Below are 15075 nucleotides of genomic sequence, written 5' to 3' on the forward strand. Positions count from 1 at the left end.
TCTTGCTCCGTTCAGCCCAGCAGGGAAATGTCAGCCACGCCCAGGAACAGGCCGCGCAGACGTGCCAGCAAGGCATAACGGTTGGCCCGTACCGCCGGGTCTTCCGCGTTGACCATCACCGCTTCGAAGAACGCATCCACCGGCTCGCGCAGAGCGGCCAGGCGTGCCAGCGATTCGTTGTACTGACGGGCTGCGGCCATTGGCTGCACGGCCTGATCCGCTTGCTGAATCGCCGAGTACAGGGAGAACTCGTTGGCATTGTCGAAGTACTTGGGCTCCACGGTCTGGGCAATATTGCCCTCCGCCTTGCTCAGCAGGTTCGAGACGCGCTTGTTCACCGCCGCCAATGCAGCGGCCTGCGGCAGTTTGCGGAAGCTCTGGACAGCCTGGACACGCTGGTCGAAATCGAGCGCAGAGCCCGGCTTCAACGCGCGAACCGACAGGTACACCGCCACTTCCACGCCTTCGTCTTCGTAACGCGCACGCAGGCGGTCGAAGATGAATTCCAGCACCTGGTCGGCCAGACCGGCAGCCTTGACCTTGGCCCCGAACTGGGTGACCGCGAAGTTCACTGCCTGGATCAGGTCCAGATCCAGCTGCTTGTCGATCAGGATGCGCAGGATACCCAGTGCAGCACGACGCAGGGCGTACGGGTCCTTGCTACCGGTGGGCAGCATGCCGATACCGAAGATACCGACGAGGGTATCGAGCTTATCGGCGATAGCGACGGCAGCACCGGTCAAGGTAGTCGGCAATTCTGCACCGGCACCACGAGGCATGTACTGCTCGTTGAGGGCCAGGGCGACATCTTCCGCCTCGCCGTCAGCCTTGGCGTAGTAGAAACCGGCGATACCCTGCATTTCCGGGAATTCACCGACCATTTCGGTCGCCAGGTCGCATTTGCACAGCAGGCCTGCTCGGGCTGCGCGCTGAGCGTCGCCACCGATGCGTGGCGCAATGTAGGCCGCCAGTCTGGAAACCCGCTCGGCTTTGTCGTAGACGCTGCCCAACTGAGCCTGGAACACGACGTTCTTCAGGCGCTCGTTGAAGGTTTCCAGCTTCTGCTTCTTGTCCTGCTTGAAGAAGAACTCGGCGTCGGTCAGGCGTGGGCGAACGACTTTCTCGTTGCCCAGAACGATCTGGCTCGGGTCCTTGCTCTCGATGTTGGCCACGGTGATGAAGCGCGGCAGCAGCTTGCCTTCGGCATCCAGCAGGCAGAAATACTTCTGGTTGTCCTGCATGGTGGTGATCAGGGCTTCCTGCGGTACGTCGAGGAAACGCTCTTCGAACGAGCACACCAGCGGCACTGGCCATTCGACCAGACCGGTTACTTCGTCGAGCAACTCAGGCGGCACGATGGCGGTGCCTTCATGTTGGGTCGCCAGTTCTTCGACGCGCTTGCTGATCAACTGACGGCGCTCGCTGAAGTCGGCCAGCACGTACGCGTTTCGCAGGTCGTTGAGGTAACCGGCCGGCGAAGAGATGCGTACATCTTCCGGATGGTGGAAGCGGTGACCACGGGAGTCGCGGCCAGCGGTCTGGGCCAGGATCGTGCAATCGATCACCTGGTCACCTAGCAGCATCACCAGCCATTGGGTCGGACGCACGAACTCTTCCTTGCGCGCGGCCCAGCGCATGCGCTTGGCGATTGGCAGGTCGTTCAGCGAATCTTCGACGATGGTCGGCAGCAGGCTGGCGGTTGGCTTGCCCGCGATGCTCTGGGTGTAGCGCAGCTTTGGGCCGCTCTGATCGATTTCGCTCAGCTCGACGCCGCACTTCTTGGCAAAGCCCAGGGCGGCCTGGGTCGGATTGCCTTCGGCATCAAAAGCAGCCTGACGCGGCGGGCCGTCCAGATTGACGCTGCGGTCCGGCTGTTGCGTGGCCAAATCAGTGATCAGGACCGCCAGACGGCGCGGCGCGGCATAGACCTGCTTGGCGCTGTAAGTCAGGCCGGCACTCTGTAGGCCTTTCTCGATACCGGCCAGGAACGCGTCGGCCAGGCTGCTGAGGGTTTTCGGTGGAAGTTCTTCGGTGCCCAGTTCAACCAGGAAATCTTGAGCACTCATTGCGCAGCCTCCAGCTTAGCCAACACTTCATCGCGTAAATCAGGTGGAGCCATCGGGAAGCCGAGCTTGGCCCGGGCCTGCAGGTAGGCCTGAGCCACCGAACGGGCCAGCGTACGTACGCGCAGGATGTACTGCTGACGGGCAGTCACCGAGATCGCGCGGCGGGCATCCAGCAGGTTGAAGGTGTGCGAGGCCTTGAGGACCATTTCGTAGCCCGGCAATGGCAGCTCGAGCTCGATCAGGCGTGCAGCTTCGCTTTCGTAGAAGTCGAAAAACTCGAACAGCTTCTCGACGTTGGCGTGTTCGAAGTTGTAGGTCGACTGCTCCACTTCGTTCTGGTGGAACACATCGCCGTAGGTCACTTTGCCGAACGGACCGTCAGCCCAGACCAGATCGTAGACCGAGTCCACGCCCTGCTGGTACATGGCCAGGCGTTCGAGGCCGTAGGTGATTTCGCCGGTGACCGGATAGCACTCCAGGCCGCCCACTTGCTGGAAGTAGGTGAACTGCGAGACTTCCATGCCGTTGAGCCAGATTTCCCAGCCCAGACCCCAGGCGCCCAGGGTCGGCGATTCCCAGTTGTCTTCGACGAAGCGTACGTCGTGGACCAGCGGGTCCAGACCGATGCGCTTGAGCGAACCCAGGTACAGTTCCTGGAAGTTCTCCGGGTTCGGTTTCAGGATGACCTGGAACTGATAGTAGTGCTGCAAACGGTTCGGGTTTTCGCCGTAGCGGCCGTCAGTCGGGCGGCGACTGGGCTGTACGTAAGCGGCGTTCCAGGTTTCCGGGCCGACGGCGCGCAGAAACGTGGCAGTGTGGAAAGTGCCGGCGCCTACTTCCATATCGTAGGGCTGAAGTACCACGCAACCTTGTTCGGCCCAGTATTGCTGGAGGGCGAGGATCAAGTCTTGGAAGGTACGCACGGCTGGCGTAGGCTGGCTCACGAAATTCACCTGTTTCTTGGGCTGCGATTTAAAGAGCGGGAGTATACCCGATTCGGCCGCGCCTCTACCCTTGGGAGCCCTATGGCACGCTGCTTTTGGTGCAACGAAGATCCAATTTACATGGACTATCACGATCAGGAGTGGGGCGTACCGCTGCGCGACGCGCAGATGTTGTTCGAGTTCCTCATGCTCGAAGGGTTCCAGGCGGGCCTGTCGTGGATCACGATTCTGAAAAAACGCGCGCGTTATCGTGAGGTCATGTTCAATTTTGATGCCGAGCGCCTGGCGCGTTTGACTGACGAAGAGATCGAAACCCTGATGCTCGACCCGGGCATCATTCGCAACCGTCTCAAGCTCAACGCCACCCGGCGTAATGCCTTGGCCTGGCTGAAGCTGGAGGATCCGGTGACCTATCTCTGGTCCTTCGTCGGTGGTCAGCCGAAGATCAATCACTTCAGCGGTCGCGGCGAAGTGCCTGCGGTGACGCCCGAAGCCGAAGCCATGAGCAAGGCACTGAAGAAAGCCGGGTTCACCTTTGTCGGCCCGACCATCTGTTATGCCTTTATGCAGGCCACCGGTATGGTCATGGATCACACCGTCGATTGTGATCGATACGCCGAGCTGACTCGCTGACGGTTACAATGGCCGTCTTGAAACCTGGGGAGTGAGCTGTGGATAAGTTCAAAGGCGCCTTGATCGTCGGGGCGTTGCGATTGTTTGCCCTGTTGCCGTGGCGCGCCGTACAGGCCGTGGGTACAGGCATCGGCTGGTTGATGTGGAAGCTGCCCAACCGCTCGCGGGAAGTAGTGCGCATCAACCTCAGCAAGTGTTTTCCAGAGTTGGACGCCGCCGAGCGCGAGCGTCTGGTTGGGCGTAGCCTGATGGATATCGGCAAGACACTGACCGAAAGCGCCTGTGCCTGGATCTGGCCAGCGCAGAAATCCATCGATCTGGTGCGTGAAGTCGAAGGCCTCGATGTGCTCAAGGACGCCCTGGCGTCCGGCAAGGGCGTGGTCGGCATCACCAGTCACCTGGGCAACTGGGAAGTGCTCAACCACTTCTATTGCAGCCAGTGCAAACCGATCATTTTCTATCGCCCGCCCAAGCTCAAGGCGGTGGATGATCTGCTGCGCAAACAGCGCGTGCAGTTGGGTAACCGCGTAGCGGCGTCGACCAAGGAAGGCATTCTCAGTGTCATCAAGGAAGTGCGCAAAGGCGGTTCAGTGGGCATCCCTGCCGACCCGGAACCGGCTGAGTCGGCCGGTATCTTTGTACCCTTCTGCGCCACCCAGGCCCTGACCAGCAAGTTCGTGCCCAACATGCTTGCCGGTGGCAAGGCGGTTGGCGTGTTCCTGCATGCCATGCGCCTGCCGGACGGTTCCGGCTACAAGGTTGTGCTGGAAGCCGCGCCCGAAGCCATGTACAGCGAAGACACTGCGACTTCAGCGGCGGCCATGAGCCAGGTGGTGGAGAAATATGTGCGGGCCTATCCGAGCCAGTACATGTGGACCATGAAGCGCTTCAAGAAACGCCCGGCGGGTGAAGAGCGCTGGTATTGATCGGGCCGGACACGCGTTACATTGTGGGAGCGGATTTATCCGCGAAGAGGTCGATGCATCTTTATCGTCTGGGATACCGTCTTCGCGGATAAATCCGCTCCCATACAGGAATTTGCGCGCTGGTTAAAAGAAGCTCAACCCCACCTGAAACAGCCGCTCCACATCGCGGATGTACTTCTTATCCACAAGGAACAGGATCACATGGTCCCCGGACTCGATCACGGTGATGTCATGGGCGATCAGTACCTCATCCTCGCGGATGATCGCGCCAATAGTGGTGCCCTGGGGCAGGGAAATATCGCGGATGGCCCGGCCAATCACCTTGCTTGAGCGGGCATCACCATGGGCCACGGCCTCGATGGCTTCCGCCGCGCCCCGGCGCAGTGAGTGGACGCTGACGATATCGCCCCGCCGTACGTGGGTCAGCAAAGTGCCGATAGTTGCCAGCTGCGGGCTGACGGCAATGTCGATCTCGCCGCCCTGGACCAGATCCACATAAGCCGGGTTGTTGATGATGGTCATGACTTTGCGCGCGCCCATGCGCTTGGCCAGCAGCGACGACATGATATTGGCCTCGTCGTCGTTGGTCAGGGCCAGGAACAGATCGGTATTGGCGATATTCTCTTCCAGCAACAGATCACGGTCCGAGGCGCTGCCCTGCAAAATCACGGTGCTGTGCAGGTTGTCCGAGAGATAGCGGCAGCGCGCGGGGTTCATCTCGATGATCTTCACTTGATAGCGGCTTTCGATGGCTTCGGCCAGCCGTTCGCCGATATGCCCGCCACCGGCGATGACGATGCGCTTGTAGCCTGCATCCTGACCACGCATTTCGCCCATGACCGCACGAATGTCGCCCTTGGCGGCAATGAAAAACACCTCGTCATCGGCTTCGATTACCGTATCGCCCTTGGGCAGGATCGGCCGGTCACGGCGGAAAATTGCGGCGACGCGGGTGTCGACATTGGGCATGTGCGCGCGTAACTGGCGCAACTGCTGGCCCACTAGCGGCCCGCCGTAGTACGCCTTGACCGCCACTAACTGGGCCTTGCCTTCGCCGAAGTCGATGACCTGCAGCGCGCCGGGGTATTCGATCAGGCGCTTGATGTAATTGGTGACGACTTGTTCCGGACTGATCAGCACGTCCACCGGAATGGCGTCGTTGTCGAACAGGCCGGCGCGGGTCAGGTAGGCGGCTTCGCGCACCCGGGCGATCTTGGTTGGGGTGTGGAACAGGGTGTAGGCGACCTGGCAGGCAACCATATTGGTCTCGTCGCTGTTGGTCACAGCCACCAGCATATCGGCATCATCGGCCCCGGCCTGGCGCAGGACCGTTGGGAAAGAGCCGCGGCCCTGCACCGTTCGGATATCCAGACGATCGCCCAGGTCACGCAGGCGGTCGGCATCGGTGTCGACCACGGTGATGTCATTGGCTTCGCTGGCCAGGTGCTCGGCGAGCGTGCCGCCGACCTGCCCTGCGCCGAGGATGATGATTTTCATCCGTTCACTCCTTGAAGCTCCCGCAGATTTTGACGCGGGGGATTGTGGGACCGGCTTTAGCCGGGAAGGCGTATTCCCGGCTAAAGCCGGTCCCACCTGAGAAATGCGTTAACTCGCTGCTATTTTGATCAGCTTGGCATAGTAGAAACCATCATGCCCGCCCTCTTGCGCCAATAGTTGGCGACCGTGAGGCTGCTTCAGGCCGGGTGGCTGCTGGCCGTGCTGACCGGCGATATCCAGCTCGCGAGCGCCGGAAGTCCGGGCCAGAAAGGCCTCGATGACTTGCGTATTTTCCGTCGGCAGCGTCGAGCAGGTGGCATACAGCAGGATGCCGCCTACCTGCAGGGTCGGCCACAAGGCGTCGAGCAGCTCGCCTTGCAGCGCGGCCAGGGCCGGAATGTCATCGGCCTGACGGGTCAGCTTGATATCCGGGTGGCGGCGGATTACGCCGGTCGCCGAGCATGGCGCGTCGAGCAGGATGCGTTGGAACGGTTTGCCATCCCACCATTGCGCGGTCTCGCGGCCATCGGCGGCAATCAGTTCGGCGCTCAGACCGAGGCGTTCGAGGTTCTCGCGCACCCGTACCAGGCGCTTGGCTTCCAGATCGACGGCAATGACGCCTGCCAGTTGCGGCTGCACCTCGAGGATATGGCAGGTCTTGCCGCCAGGGGCGCAGCAGGCATCCAGTACCCGTTGACCAGGGGCCAGTTCCAGCAGATCGGCCGCCAGTTGCGCGGCTTCGTCCTGCACGCTGATCCAGCCTTCGGCAAAACCGGGCAAGGCGCGTACGTCTGCCGCTTCGGCGAGCACGATGCCGTCCTGGCTGAAGGTACAGGCGCTGGCCTCAAGGCCGTTGTCTCTCAACAGTTGCAGATACTGGTCACGGGTTTTATGCCGGCGATTGACCCGCAGGATCATCGGCGGATGGGCATTGTTGGCGGCGCAGATGGCCTCCCATTGCTCGGGCCACGCAGCTTTCAGCGCCTTTTGCAGCCAGCGCGGATGGGCGGTGCGTACCACCGGGTCGTGTTCCAGTTCGGCCAGCAGTGCTTCGCTCTCGCGCTGGGCGCGACGCAGCACGGCGTTGAGCAGGGACTTGGCCCAGGGCTTTTTCAGCTTGTCGGCGCAACCAACGGTTTCGCCGATGGCGGCATGGGCCGGAATGCGGCTGTAGAGCAACTGATACAGGCCTACCAGCAGCAGCGCTTCGACGTCAGCATCGGCGGCCTTGAAAGGTTTTTGCAACAGTTTGGCGGCCAGGGCCGACAGCCGTGGCTGCCAACGTGCGGTGCCGAACGCCAGGTCCTGGGTCAGGCCACGGTCACGCAGCTCGACCTTGTCCAATTGTGTGGGCAGGGAGCTATTGAGCGAGGCCTTGCCGCTGAGGACGGCGGCCAGTGCCTTGGCGGCAGCGAGACGCGGGTTCATGCCTCACCCAACACGGTGCCGGTGGCGAATTTTTCACGACGGCTATTGAACAGGTCGGTGAAGTTCAGCGGCTTGCCCCCCGGCAATTGCAGGCGGGTCAGGCGCAAGGCCCGTTGACCACAAGCGACGATCAGGCCGTCTTTGCTGGCTTCCAGAATGGTCCCCGGTGTTCCTTCCCCTTCAGCCAGGCTCGCCGCCAGCACTTTCAGGGCTTCGCCATTAAGCGTGCTGTGGCAGATCGGCCATGGGTTGAAGGCGCGAACCAGGCGCTCTAGCTCATCGGCGGGACGGTTCCAGTCGATGCGCGCTTCATCTTTATTAAGCTTGTGGGCGTAGGTGGCGAGGCTGTCGTCCTGCACTTCACCCACCAGCGAGCCGTCGGCCAGTCCGGCAATGGCTTGCAACACAGCAGGCGGGCCCAGCTCGGCGAGGCGATCGTGCAGGCTGCCGCCGGTGTCTTCAGCGGTAATCGGAGTGCTGACTTTGAGCAGCATCGGCCCGGTGTCGAGCCCGGCTTCCATACGCATCACGGTCACACCGCTTTCTGCGTCACCGGCCTGCACGGCGCGCTGGATCGGCGCCGCACCGCGCCAGCGTGGCAGCAGCGAGGCGTGACTGTTGATGCAGCCCAGACGCGGAATATCCAACACTACCTGGGGCAGGATCAAGCCATAGGCAACCACCACCATCAGGTCCGGCCTGAGTGCCGCCAGCTCAGCCTGGGCCGCTGCATCGCGCAGGGTCGGCGGCTGCAACACCGCGATACCCTTCTCTACTGCCAGCTGTTTGACCGGGCTGGGCATGAGTTTCTGCCCGCGACCGGCCGGCCGATCCGGCTGGGTATAGACCGCAACGATTTCATAAGGGCTGTCGAGCAAGGCCTTGAGGTGTTCGGCGGCGAATTCGGGGGTGCCGGCGAAGACGATGCGCAGTGGCTCAGTCATGGGCTTCTCGTAGGAAAGGAAATTGGAGCCGTGGGAGCGAGGCTTGCCCGCGAAGGCGATTTTTCAGGCATCAAAAGATGCGTTGAATGTCCGGGTCTCTTCGCGGGCAAGCCTCGCTCCCACAGAGGCATGCCGGGAATCAGGCGTTCTGCTTGTGCAGCTTTTCCAGCTTCTTCTTGATCCGGTCGCGCTTGAGGTTGGACAGGTAGTCCACGAACAGCTTGCCGTTGAGGTGATCGCACTCGTGCTGGATGCAGACGGCGAGCAAACCTTCGGCAATCAGCTCGTAAGGTTGGCCATCGCGGTCCAGTGCCTTGATCTTGATCCTTTGAGGGCGATCGACATTCTCATAGAATCCTGGCACCGAGAGGCAGCCTTCCTGATACTGCTGCATCTCATCGGTGAGGAATTCGAACTCGGGGTTGATGAACACCCGGGGTTCACTGCGATCTTCGCTCAGGTCCATGACCACAACGCGCTTGTGCACGTTGACCTGGGTCGCGGCCAGACCGATGCCAGGGGCCTCATACATGGTTTCAAACATGTCATCGACCAACTGGCGAATGCCGTCGTCGACCGCCGCCACTGGTTTGGCGATGGTGCGAAGGCGCGAATCGGGAAATTCGAGGATGTTTAAAATAGCCATATATGTAAGAGCTGCACTGTAGGGTAAAGTCAAAATCGGCTGCTAGGCTTGGACGTCTGAAGCGGGGCAACCCCTGTAGATTCTAGATACCGAGCCTGACGGGACTCAATGTTCACGCGAAGCAACATGATAAAGGGATTCACCGCATGAGGAAAACACTACTCGCCCTGCTGTTGCTGACCGCCAGCGGTCTTGTGCAGGCGCAAGTGCAACTCAGGGAAGGCCATCCACAGACTTACACAGTCGTTTCGGGTGACACACTTTGGGACATTTCCGGCAAGTTTCTGAGCGAGCCGTGGAAATGGAAGGAAATCTGGCACGCCAATCCGCAAATTCACGACCCTGATTTGATCTACCCCGGCGACTCGCTGACGCTCTCTTACGTCAATGGTCAGCCGCAAGTGACGCTCAACCGTGGCGAGTCCCATGGCACGGTCAAGCTCTCGCCGCGCATCCGCAGCACGCCGATGGTCGATGCGATTCCGAGCATCCCGCTGGGCGCAATCAATGCGTTCCTGCTGAGCAACCGTATCGTGGATACCCCCGATCAGTTCGACAAGGCACCCTACATCGTCGCCGGTAACGCCGAGCGCGTACTCAGCGGCCAGGGCGACCGCATCTACGTGCGCGGCAAGCTGGATCCGGCGCATTCGGTCTACGGCCTGTTCCGTCAGGGCAAGACCTATACCGATCCGAAGACCCAGGAAGTGCTGGGCATCAACGCTGACGACATCGGCGGTGGTGAAGTTGTCGCCACTGAAGGCGATGTCTCCACCCTGCAACTGCAACGCTCCACTCAGGAAGTGCGCCTGGGCGACCGTTTGTTCGCCAGCGAAGAGCGGGCGATCAACTCCACCTTCATGCCCAGCTCGCCGCAAACCCCCATCGAGGGCCTGATCATCGACGTGCCGCGGGGCGTGACGCAGATCGGCGAGTACGACGTGGTTACCCTGGACAAGGGCAAGCGCGACGGTCTGGCTGAGGGCAACGTGCTGGCGATTTTCAAGACCGGCGAGACTGTCCGTGATCGCATCACCGGTGAACAAGTCAAGATTCCTGACGAGCGCTCGGGCCTGCTGATGGTTTTCCGCACTTACGACAAACTCAGTTACGGTCTGGTGTTGCGCGCCAGTCGTTCGCTGGCGGTCATGGACAAGGTTCGCAATCCCTGACCTGTTGGTTCAGGTTTGATACGTTTTCCTTCATTAATCCGTCACTTATCAAATTGTTGTCAACAGAGTTATCCACAGGTTGGCTGCATGCCTGAGGAGCACTACAGATCAAGGATGATCTTATGCCACTGTTCGAAAAAGCCGTCCCTTCGCCTGCTGAACTGGAAGCGCGCCTGCGCTTGCATCGCTTGCCGGAGGTCGGCCCGAAACGCTTTCGCAAGCTCATCGACGCCTTCGGTTGCGCCTCTTCAGCCCTCAGTGCACCGGCCAGCGCATGGCGCTCGCTCGGTCTGCCGAGTGCATGCGCCGAAGCCCGGCGCGACCCGCTGATTCGCGACGCAGCCAGTGCCGCGATGGCTTGGCTAGAGCGTCCGGGCCAGCATTTACTGATGTGGGATGATCAGAACTATCCTGCGTTGCTTGCGGAAATTTCCGACCCACCTCCGCTGTTATTTGTGGCAGGCGACCCTTCGATCCTCGACCGACCGCAGTTGGGAATGGTCGGCAGCCGCCGCGCCTCCCGTCCCGGTATCGATACCGCTACAGCCTTCGCCCGCAGCCTGGCGGGTGCCGGTTTTGTCATTACCAGTGGCCTGGCCCTGGGTATAGATGGCGCTGCGCATCAGGGTGCGCTGGACGTCGGCGGGGCCACGATCGGGGTGCTTGGCACGGGCATCGAAAAACTTTATCCACAGCGCCACCGTCAGTTGGCGCAGCGCATGCGCGAAGCGGGTAGCGCGGTCGTTTCCGAGTTCCCGCTGGATGCAGGTCCCCAGCCGCAGAACTTCCCGCGCCGCAACAGAATCATCAGTGGGCTTTCCCTCGGCGTACTGGTGGTGGAAGCCAGTGTGGCCAGCGGTTCGCTGATCACCGCGCGCCTGGCCGCCGAACAAGGCCGCGAGGTGTACGCCATTCCCGGCTCGATTCACCATCCGGGCGCCCGTGGCTGCCATCAATTGATCCGTGATGGCGCCGTATTGGTGGAAACGGTTGAACACATCCTCGAAGCCCTGCGTGGCTGGCAAGTGCCCTGCGCGCCGACCCCCGAGCCCGCCGTCCCGCTCCACCCCTTGTTGACCCTGCTGCATGCGGCACCCCACACCAGTGAGGCGTTGGCGAATTCTGCGGGCTGGTCTTTGCCCAAAGTGCTGGCGGCCCTGACCGAGCTTGAGCTGGAGGGACGGGTGATCTGTGAGGCCGGACGGTGGTTCGCCCGGGCTGGCTGAGGTTAAACTTCGCCCAGCCCTGAATCGGAGAGAAAGCAATGGTCAGCAGTTGGCGTGTGCAACAAGCCGCGCGGGATATTCGAGCCGGAGCGGTGATTGCCTATCCAACCGAGGCGGTGTGGGGGCTGGGGTGCGATCCGTGGGATGAAGAGGCGGTGTATCGCCTGTTGGCGATCAAATCGCGGCCGGTGGAAAAAGGCCTGATCCTGATTGCCGACAATATCCACCAGTTCGATTTTCTGTTCGAAGATTTCCCGGAGTTGTGGCTCGACCGCATGGCCAGTACCTGGCCCGGCCCCAATACCTGGCTGGTGCCTCATCAGAACCTGTTGCCGGAGTGGATCACCGGCATCCACGACACCGTGGCCCTGCGGGTCAGCGATCATCCAACGGTGCGCGACCTGTGCGCCCTGGTCGGCCCACTGATCTCGACCTCGGCCAACCCGGCAGGCCGCCCGGCAGCGCGCAGTCGCTTGCGTGTCGAGCAGTATTTCCGCGGGCAGATCGATGGCGTGCTGGGTGGCGCCCTGGGTGGGCGCCGTAACCCCAGTGTGATTCGTGACCTGGCGACCGGGCAGGTAATCCGCCCGGCCTGATCAAGCCATCACGGAATCAGGATGGTCGACCCCGTGGTGCGCCGGGCGGACAGCTCGGTTTGCGCCGTGGCGGCGTCCTTGAGGTCGTACTGCTGTACCTCGCCGACCTCGATCTTGCCGCTGGCCAGCATCTTGAACAGCTCGTCGGCCATGCCTTGCAGGCTTTCGGCGTTGTTGGCGTAGGTGCCCAGGGTCGGCCGGGTGACGTACAGCGAGCCCTTCTGCGCCAGAATCCCCAGGTTGACCCCGCTGACCGCGCCCGACGCATTGCCGAAGCTGACCATCAGGCCGCGCGGCTCCAGGCAGTCCAGGGAGGTTTCCCAGGTGTCCTTGCCGACGCCGTCGTAAACCACCGGGCACTTCTTGCCGTTGGTCAGCTCCAGCACGCGCTGGGCCACGTTTTCATGGCTGTAATCGATGGTTTCCCAGGCGCCGAGGGACTTGGCGTGGGCGGCCTTCTCTGCCGAACTGACCGTACCGATCAGCTTGGCGCCGATCGCCCGGGCCCATTGGCAGGCCAGGGAGCCGACGCCGCCAGCTGCGGCGTGGAACAGCACGATTTCATCGGCCTTGAGCTCATAGGTCTGGCGGAACAGGTACTGCACGGTCAGGCCCTTGAGCATGACGGCGGCGGCCAGTTCAAAGCTGATGGCGTCCGGCAGCAGCACCAGATTGGCTTCCGGCAGGGTATGCACTTCGCTGTAGCCGCCCAGCGGGCCGCTGCCGTAGGCCACACGGTCGCCGATCTTGAAGCGGGTTACTTCACTGCCGACTGCCTCGACCACGCCAGCACCTTCGGTGCCCAGCCCGGATGGCATCGACGGCGCCGGGTACAGGCCGCTGCGGAAGTAAGTGTCGATAAAGTTGACGCCAATCGCCTTGTTACGCACTCGTACCTGTTGCGGGCCGGGCTCGGCAGGCTCGAAGTCGACATATTGCAGGACTTCAGGACCGCCAATCGTGCTGAACTGGATACGCTTTGCCATGTGCACTCTCCATAGGTGGCATCAAATCACAGATGCGAAGACCGCCTATCCCACTCCTTCAGTTGATCTTCGTCAACTGCGGCTGCACACGGGCCGGTGGTATGCTACGCGGCAAATTTGCCCAACCCCATGTGGGGCGGGCAGCTCAGCCTTTTCAGCCGTTTGAAGGGATCGATATGTCCGCCCGCACCGAGGCCGTAAAAACTTACCTGCTCGATCTGCAAGATCGCATCTGCGCCGCCCTGCAACAGGAAGACGGCAAGGCGAGCTTCGTCGAGGATGCCTGGACGCGTCCGGCAGGTGGCGGTGGTCGTACGCGAGTGATTGGCGATGGCGACGTTATCGAGAAAGGCGGCGTCAACTTTTCCCATGTCTTCGGCACTGGTTTGCCGCCGTCGGCCAGCGCTCATAGGCCTGAACTGGCCGGGCGCGGTTTTGAGGCCCTGGGTGTGTCCCTGGTGATTCATCCGCACAATCCCCATGTGCCGACTTCCCACGCCAACGTGCGATTTTTCATCGCCGAAAAAGAGGGCGAAGAGCCAGTTTGGTGGTTCGGCGGCGGTTTCGATCTGACCCCTTACTACGGCGTCGAAGAAGACTGCGTGCACTGGCACCGCGTCGCCGAAGCCGCCTGCGCGCCGTTCGGTGCCGACGTCTACCCGCGTTATAAAGCCTGGTGCGACACTTATTTTCATATCAAGCACCGCAACGAGCCGCGCGGTATCGGCGGCCTGTTCTTCGATGACCTGAACGAGTGGGACTTCGACACCAGCTTCGCTTTCATTCGTTCCATTGGCGATGCCTACATCGAGGCGTACCTGCCGATCATTCAGCGCCGCAAGGCCGATGCGTACACGGCACAGCAGCGTGAATTCCAGGAATTCCGCCGTGGCCGCTATGTCGAGTTCAACTTGGTCTACGACCGTGGCACTCTGTTCGGCCTGCAATCGGGCGGGCGCACCGAGTCGATCCTGATGTCGCTGCCACCCCAGGTGCGCTGGGGCTACGACTGGAAACCCGAGCCGGGCAGCGCCGAAGCGCGCCTGACCGAGTATTTCCTGCAGGATCGCGACTGGCTCGGCCAGGCTTAAAAACACTTTCAGGAATGCACAATGGATCACTACGTCGTCTTCGGTAATCCCATCGGTCACAGCAAATCGCCGTTGATCCATGGACTGTTTGCCGCACAAACCGGCCAACAACTCGATTACCGCACGGCGCTGGCGCCGCTGGACGGCTTTACCGCCTTCGCCCGGGACTTCTTTGCCCAGGGGCGTGGTGCCAACGTCACGGTGCCGTTCAAGGAACAGGCCTATCGCCTGGCCGACAGCCTGACCGAGCGCGGGCGCCGTGCAGGCGCCGTGAATACCCTGAGCAAGCTGGCCGATGGCACCTTGCTGGGTGACAACACTGATGGCGCGGGCCTGGTACGTGATCTGACCGTCAATGCCGGTATCCGCCTGACCGGCCAGCGCATCCTGCTGCTCGGCGCGGGCGGTGCCGTGCGTGGCGCCCTGGAACCGTTGCTGGCTGAGCGCCCGGCGGTGTTGGTAATCGCCAACCGCACCGTGGAAAAAGCCGAGCAACTGGCGCAGGAGTTCGCCGAACTGGGGCCTGTATTTGCCAGTGGTTTCGATTGGCTGGAAGAGTCGGTGGACGTGATCATCAATGCCACGTCCGCCAGCCTGGCCGGTGAACTGCCGCCGGTTTCACCTAGCCTGATCGAGCCTGGCAAAACCTTCTGCTACGACATGATGTATGGCAAGGAACCGACCGCTTTCTGCCGCTGGGCCACGGAACATGGCGCGGCACAGGCAATGGACGGCTTGGGGATGCTGGTCGAACAGGCGGCGGAAGCCTTCCTGCTATGGCGCGGCGTGCGCCCGGATTCTGCGCCGGTACTGGCTGAGTTGCGGCGGCAGTTGGGGGGTAGTTAAACATTGCGACAGACGACATTTGTGGGAGCGAATTCATTCGCGAATGCAGTTTTACATCCAACAAATTTCTGTCG

Annotated in this window: 14 protein-coding genes; 7 read left to right on the plus strand and 7 right to left on the minus strand. The window is 61.6% G+C overall.

The genetic code is table 11. From position 1 onward, the window contains the following. Nucleotides 1-11: 11 nt before the first annotated feature. Complete coding sequence (gene glyS / locus M2401_RS07140) at nt 12-2066, minus strand: glycine--tRNA ligase subunit beta (RefSeq protein ID WP_259101040.1); 2055 nt, start codon at nt 2064-2066, stop codon at nt 12-14. Further along, entirely contained in the window at nt 2063-3010 is a 948-nt protein-coding gene (gene glyQ, locus M2401_RS07145; protein WP_259101041.1) for a glycine--tRNA ligase subunit alpha, read from the minus strand. Before glyQ ends, glyS begins: the two co-directional genes overlap by 4 nt. A gap of 81 nt (nt 3011-3091) precedes the next feature. Here glyQ and M2401_RS07150 point away from each other — a divergent pair, with 81 nt between their 5' ends. Both M2401_RS07150 and M2401_RS07155 read left to right on the plus strand, forming a co-directional pair. Continuing rightward, nucleotides 3092-3643, plus strand: coding sequence for a DNA-3-methyladenine glycosylase I (locus M2401_RS07150; protein WP_259101042.1), 552 nt, complete (start codon nt 3092-3094; stop codon nt 3641-3643). A gap of 38 nt (nt 3644-3681) precedes the next feature. Further along, nucleotides 3682-4569, plus strand: coding sequence for a lysophospholipid acyltransferase (locus M2401_RS07155; protein ID WP_259101043.1), 888 nt, complete (start codon nt 3682-3684; stop codon nt 4567-4569). Nucleotides 4570-4692: 123 nt separating this feature from the next. Here the strand turns inward: M2401_RS07155 and trkA are convergent, their stop codons facing one another. From trkA to def, 4 genes are all read right to left on the minus strand, one after another. Then, nucleotides 4693-6066: a Trk system potassium transporter TrkA gene (gene trkA / locus M2401_RS07160; protein ID WP_259101045.1), complete on the minus strand. Its 1374-nt coding sequence runs from the start codon at nt 6064-6066 to the stop codon at nt 4693-4695. Between the two features lie 108 nt (nt 6067-6174). After that, complete coding sequence (gene rsmB / locus M2401_RS07165) at nt 6175-7494, minus strand: 16S rRNA (cytosine(967)-C(5))-methyltransferase RsmB (protein ID WP_259101047.1); 1320 nt, start codon at nt 7492-7494, stop codon at nt 6175-6177. Further along, nucleotides 7491-8438 (minus strand): methionyl-tRNA formyltransferase, encoded by a 948-nt coding sequence (fmt, locus tag M2401_RS07170; RefSeq protein ID WP_259101049.1) that lies wholly within the window; start codon nt 8436-8438, stop codon nt 7491-7493. Before fmt ends, rsmB begins: the two co-directional genes overlap by 4 nt. Before the next feature lie 139 nt (nt 8439-8577). Continuing rightward, nucleotides 8578-9084 carry a peptide deformylase gene (def, locus tag M2401_RS07175; RefSeq protein WP_259101050.1) on the minus strand — a complete coding sequence of 169 codons (507 nt, stop codon included), beginning with the start codon at nt 9082-9084 and terminating at the stop codon, nt 8578-8580. Between the two features lie 146 nt (nt 9085-9230). Here def and M2401_RS07180 point away from each other — a divergent pair, with 146 nt between their 5' ends. The 3 genes from M2401_RS07180 to M2401_RS07190 all read left to right on the plus strand — a co-directional run bounded on the left by M2401_RS07180 (nt 9231) and on the right by M2401_RS07190 (nt 12078). Beyond that, nucleotides 9231-10256, plus strand: coding sequence for a LysM peptidoglycan-binding domain-containing protein (locus tag M2401_RS07180; RefSeq protein ID WP_259101052.1), 1026 nt, complete (start codon nt 9231-9233; stop codon nt 10254-10256). Between the two features lie 122 nt (nt 10257-10378). After that, nucleotides 10379-11482 carry a DNA-processing protein DprA gene (gene dprA / locus M2401_RS07185; RefSeq protein ID WP_259101054.1) on the plus strand — a complete coding sequence of 368 codons (1104 nt, stop codon included), beginning with the start codon at nt 10379-10381 and terminating at the stop codon, nt 11480-11482. A gap of 38 nt (nt 11483-11520) precedes the next feature. Continuing rightward, a complete protein-coding gene (locus M2401_RS07190; protein WP_259101056.1) occupies nt 11521-12078 on the plus strand; it encodes an L-threonylcarbamoyladenylate synthase in 558 nt (185 codons plus the stop codon). A gap of 8 nt (nt 12079-12086) precedes the next feature. Here the strand turns inward: M2401_RS07190 and M2401_RS07195 are convergent, their stop codons facing one another. Next, nucleotides 12087-13064 (minus strand): NADPH:quinone reductase, encoded by a 978-nt coding sequence (locus M2401_RS07195; protein ID WP_259101058.1) that lies wholly within the window; start codon nt 13062-13064, stop codon nt 12087-12089. A gap of 176 nt (nt 13065-13240) precedes the next feature. Between M2401_RS07195 and hemF the strand changes: the two genes are divergently transcribed. Then, nucleotides 13241-14155, plus strand: coding sequence for an oxygen-dependent coproporphyrinogen oxidase (hemF, locus tag M2401_RS07200; RefSeq protein ID WP_259101059.1), 915 nt, complete (start codon nt 13241-13243; stop codon nt 14153-14155). A 21-nt stretch (nt 14156-14176) separates the two neighbouring features. Continuing rightward, nucleotides 14177-15001 carry a shikimate dehydrogenase gene (gene aroE / locus M2401_RS07205; RefSeq protein ID WP_259101061.1) on the plus strand — a complete coding sequence of 275 codons (825 nt, stop codon included), beginning with the start codon at nt 14177-14179 and terminating at the stop codon, nt 14999-15001. Nucleotides 15002-15075 lie beyond the last annotated feature (74 nt).

Source organism: Pseudomonas sp. JUb42, assembly GCF_024807945.1.
GTDB lineage: Bacteria > Pseudomonadota > Gammaproteobacteria > Pseudomonadales > Pseudomonadaceae > Aquipseudomonas.

Coding starts and splice junctions, on each gene's coding strand:
- glyS (WP_259101040.1), bottom strand. CDS start 2,066: ATGAGTGCTCAAGATTTCCTGGTTGAACTGGGCACCGAAGAACTTCCA.
- M2401_RS07150 (WP_259101042.1), top strand. CDS start 3,092: ATGGCACGCTGCTTTTGGTGCAACGAAGATCCAATTTACATGGACTAT.
- trkA (WP_259101045.1), bottom strand. CDS start 6,066: ATGAAAATCATCATCCTCGGCGCAGGGCAGGTCGGCGGCACGCTCGCC.
- rsmB (WP_259101047.1), bottom strand. CDS start 7,494: ATGAACCCGCGTCTCGCTGCCGCCAAGGCACTGGCCGCCGTCCTCAGC.
- fmt (WP_259101049.1), bottom strand. CDS start 8,438: ATGACTGAGCCACTGCGCATCGTCTTCGCCGGCACCCCCGAATTCGCC.
- def (WP_259101050.1), bottom strand. CDS start 9,084: ATGGCTATTTTAAACATCCTCGAATTTCCCGATTCGCGCCTTCGCACC.
- M2401_RS07180 (WP_259101052.1), top strand. CDS start 9,231: ATGAGGAAAACACTACTCGCCCTGCTGTTGCTGACCGCCAGCGGTCTT.
- dprA (WP_259101054.1), top strand. CDS start 10,379: ATGCCACTGTTCGAAAAAGCCGTCCCTTCGCCTGCTGAACTGGAAGCG.
- M2401_RS07190 (WP_259101056.1), top strand. CDS start 11,521: ATGGTCAGCAGTTGGCGTGTGCAACAAGCCGCGCGGGATATTCGAGCC.
- M2401_RS07195 (WP_259101058.1), bottom strand. CDS start 13,064: ATGGCAAAGCGTATCCAGTTCAGCACGATTGGCGGTCCTGAAGTCCTG.
- hemF (WP_259101059.1), top strand. CDS start 13,241: ATGTCCGCCCGCACCGAGGCCGTAAAAACTTACCTGCTCGATCTGCAA.
- aroE (WP_259101061.1), top strand. CDS start 14,177: ATGGATCACTACGTCGTCTTCGGTAATCCCATCGGTCACAGCAAATCG.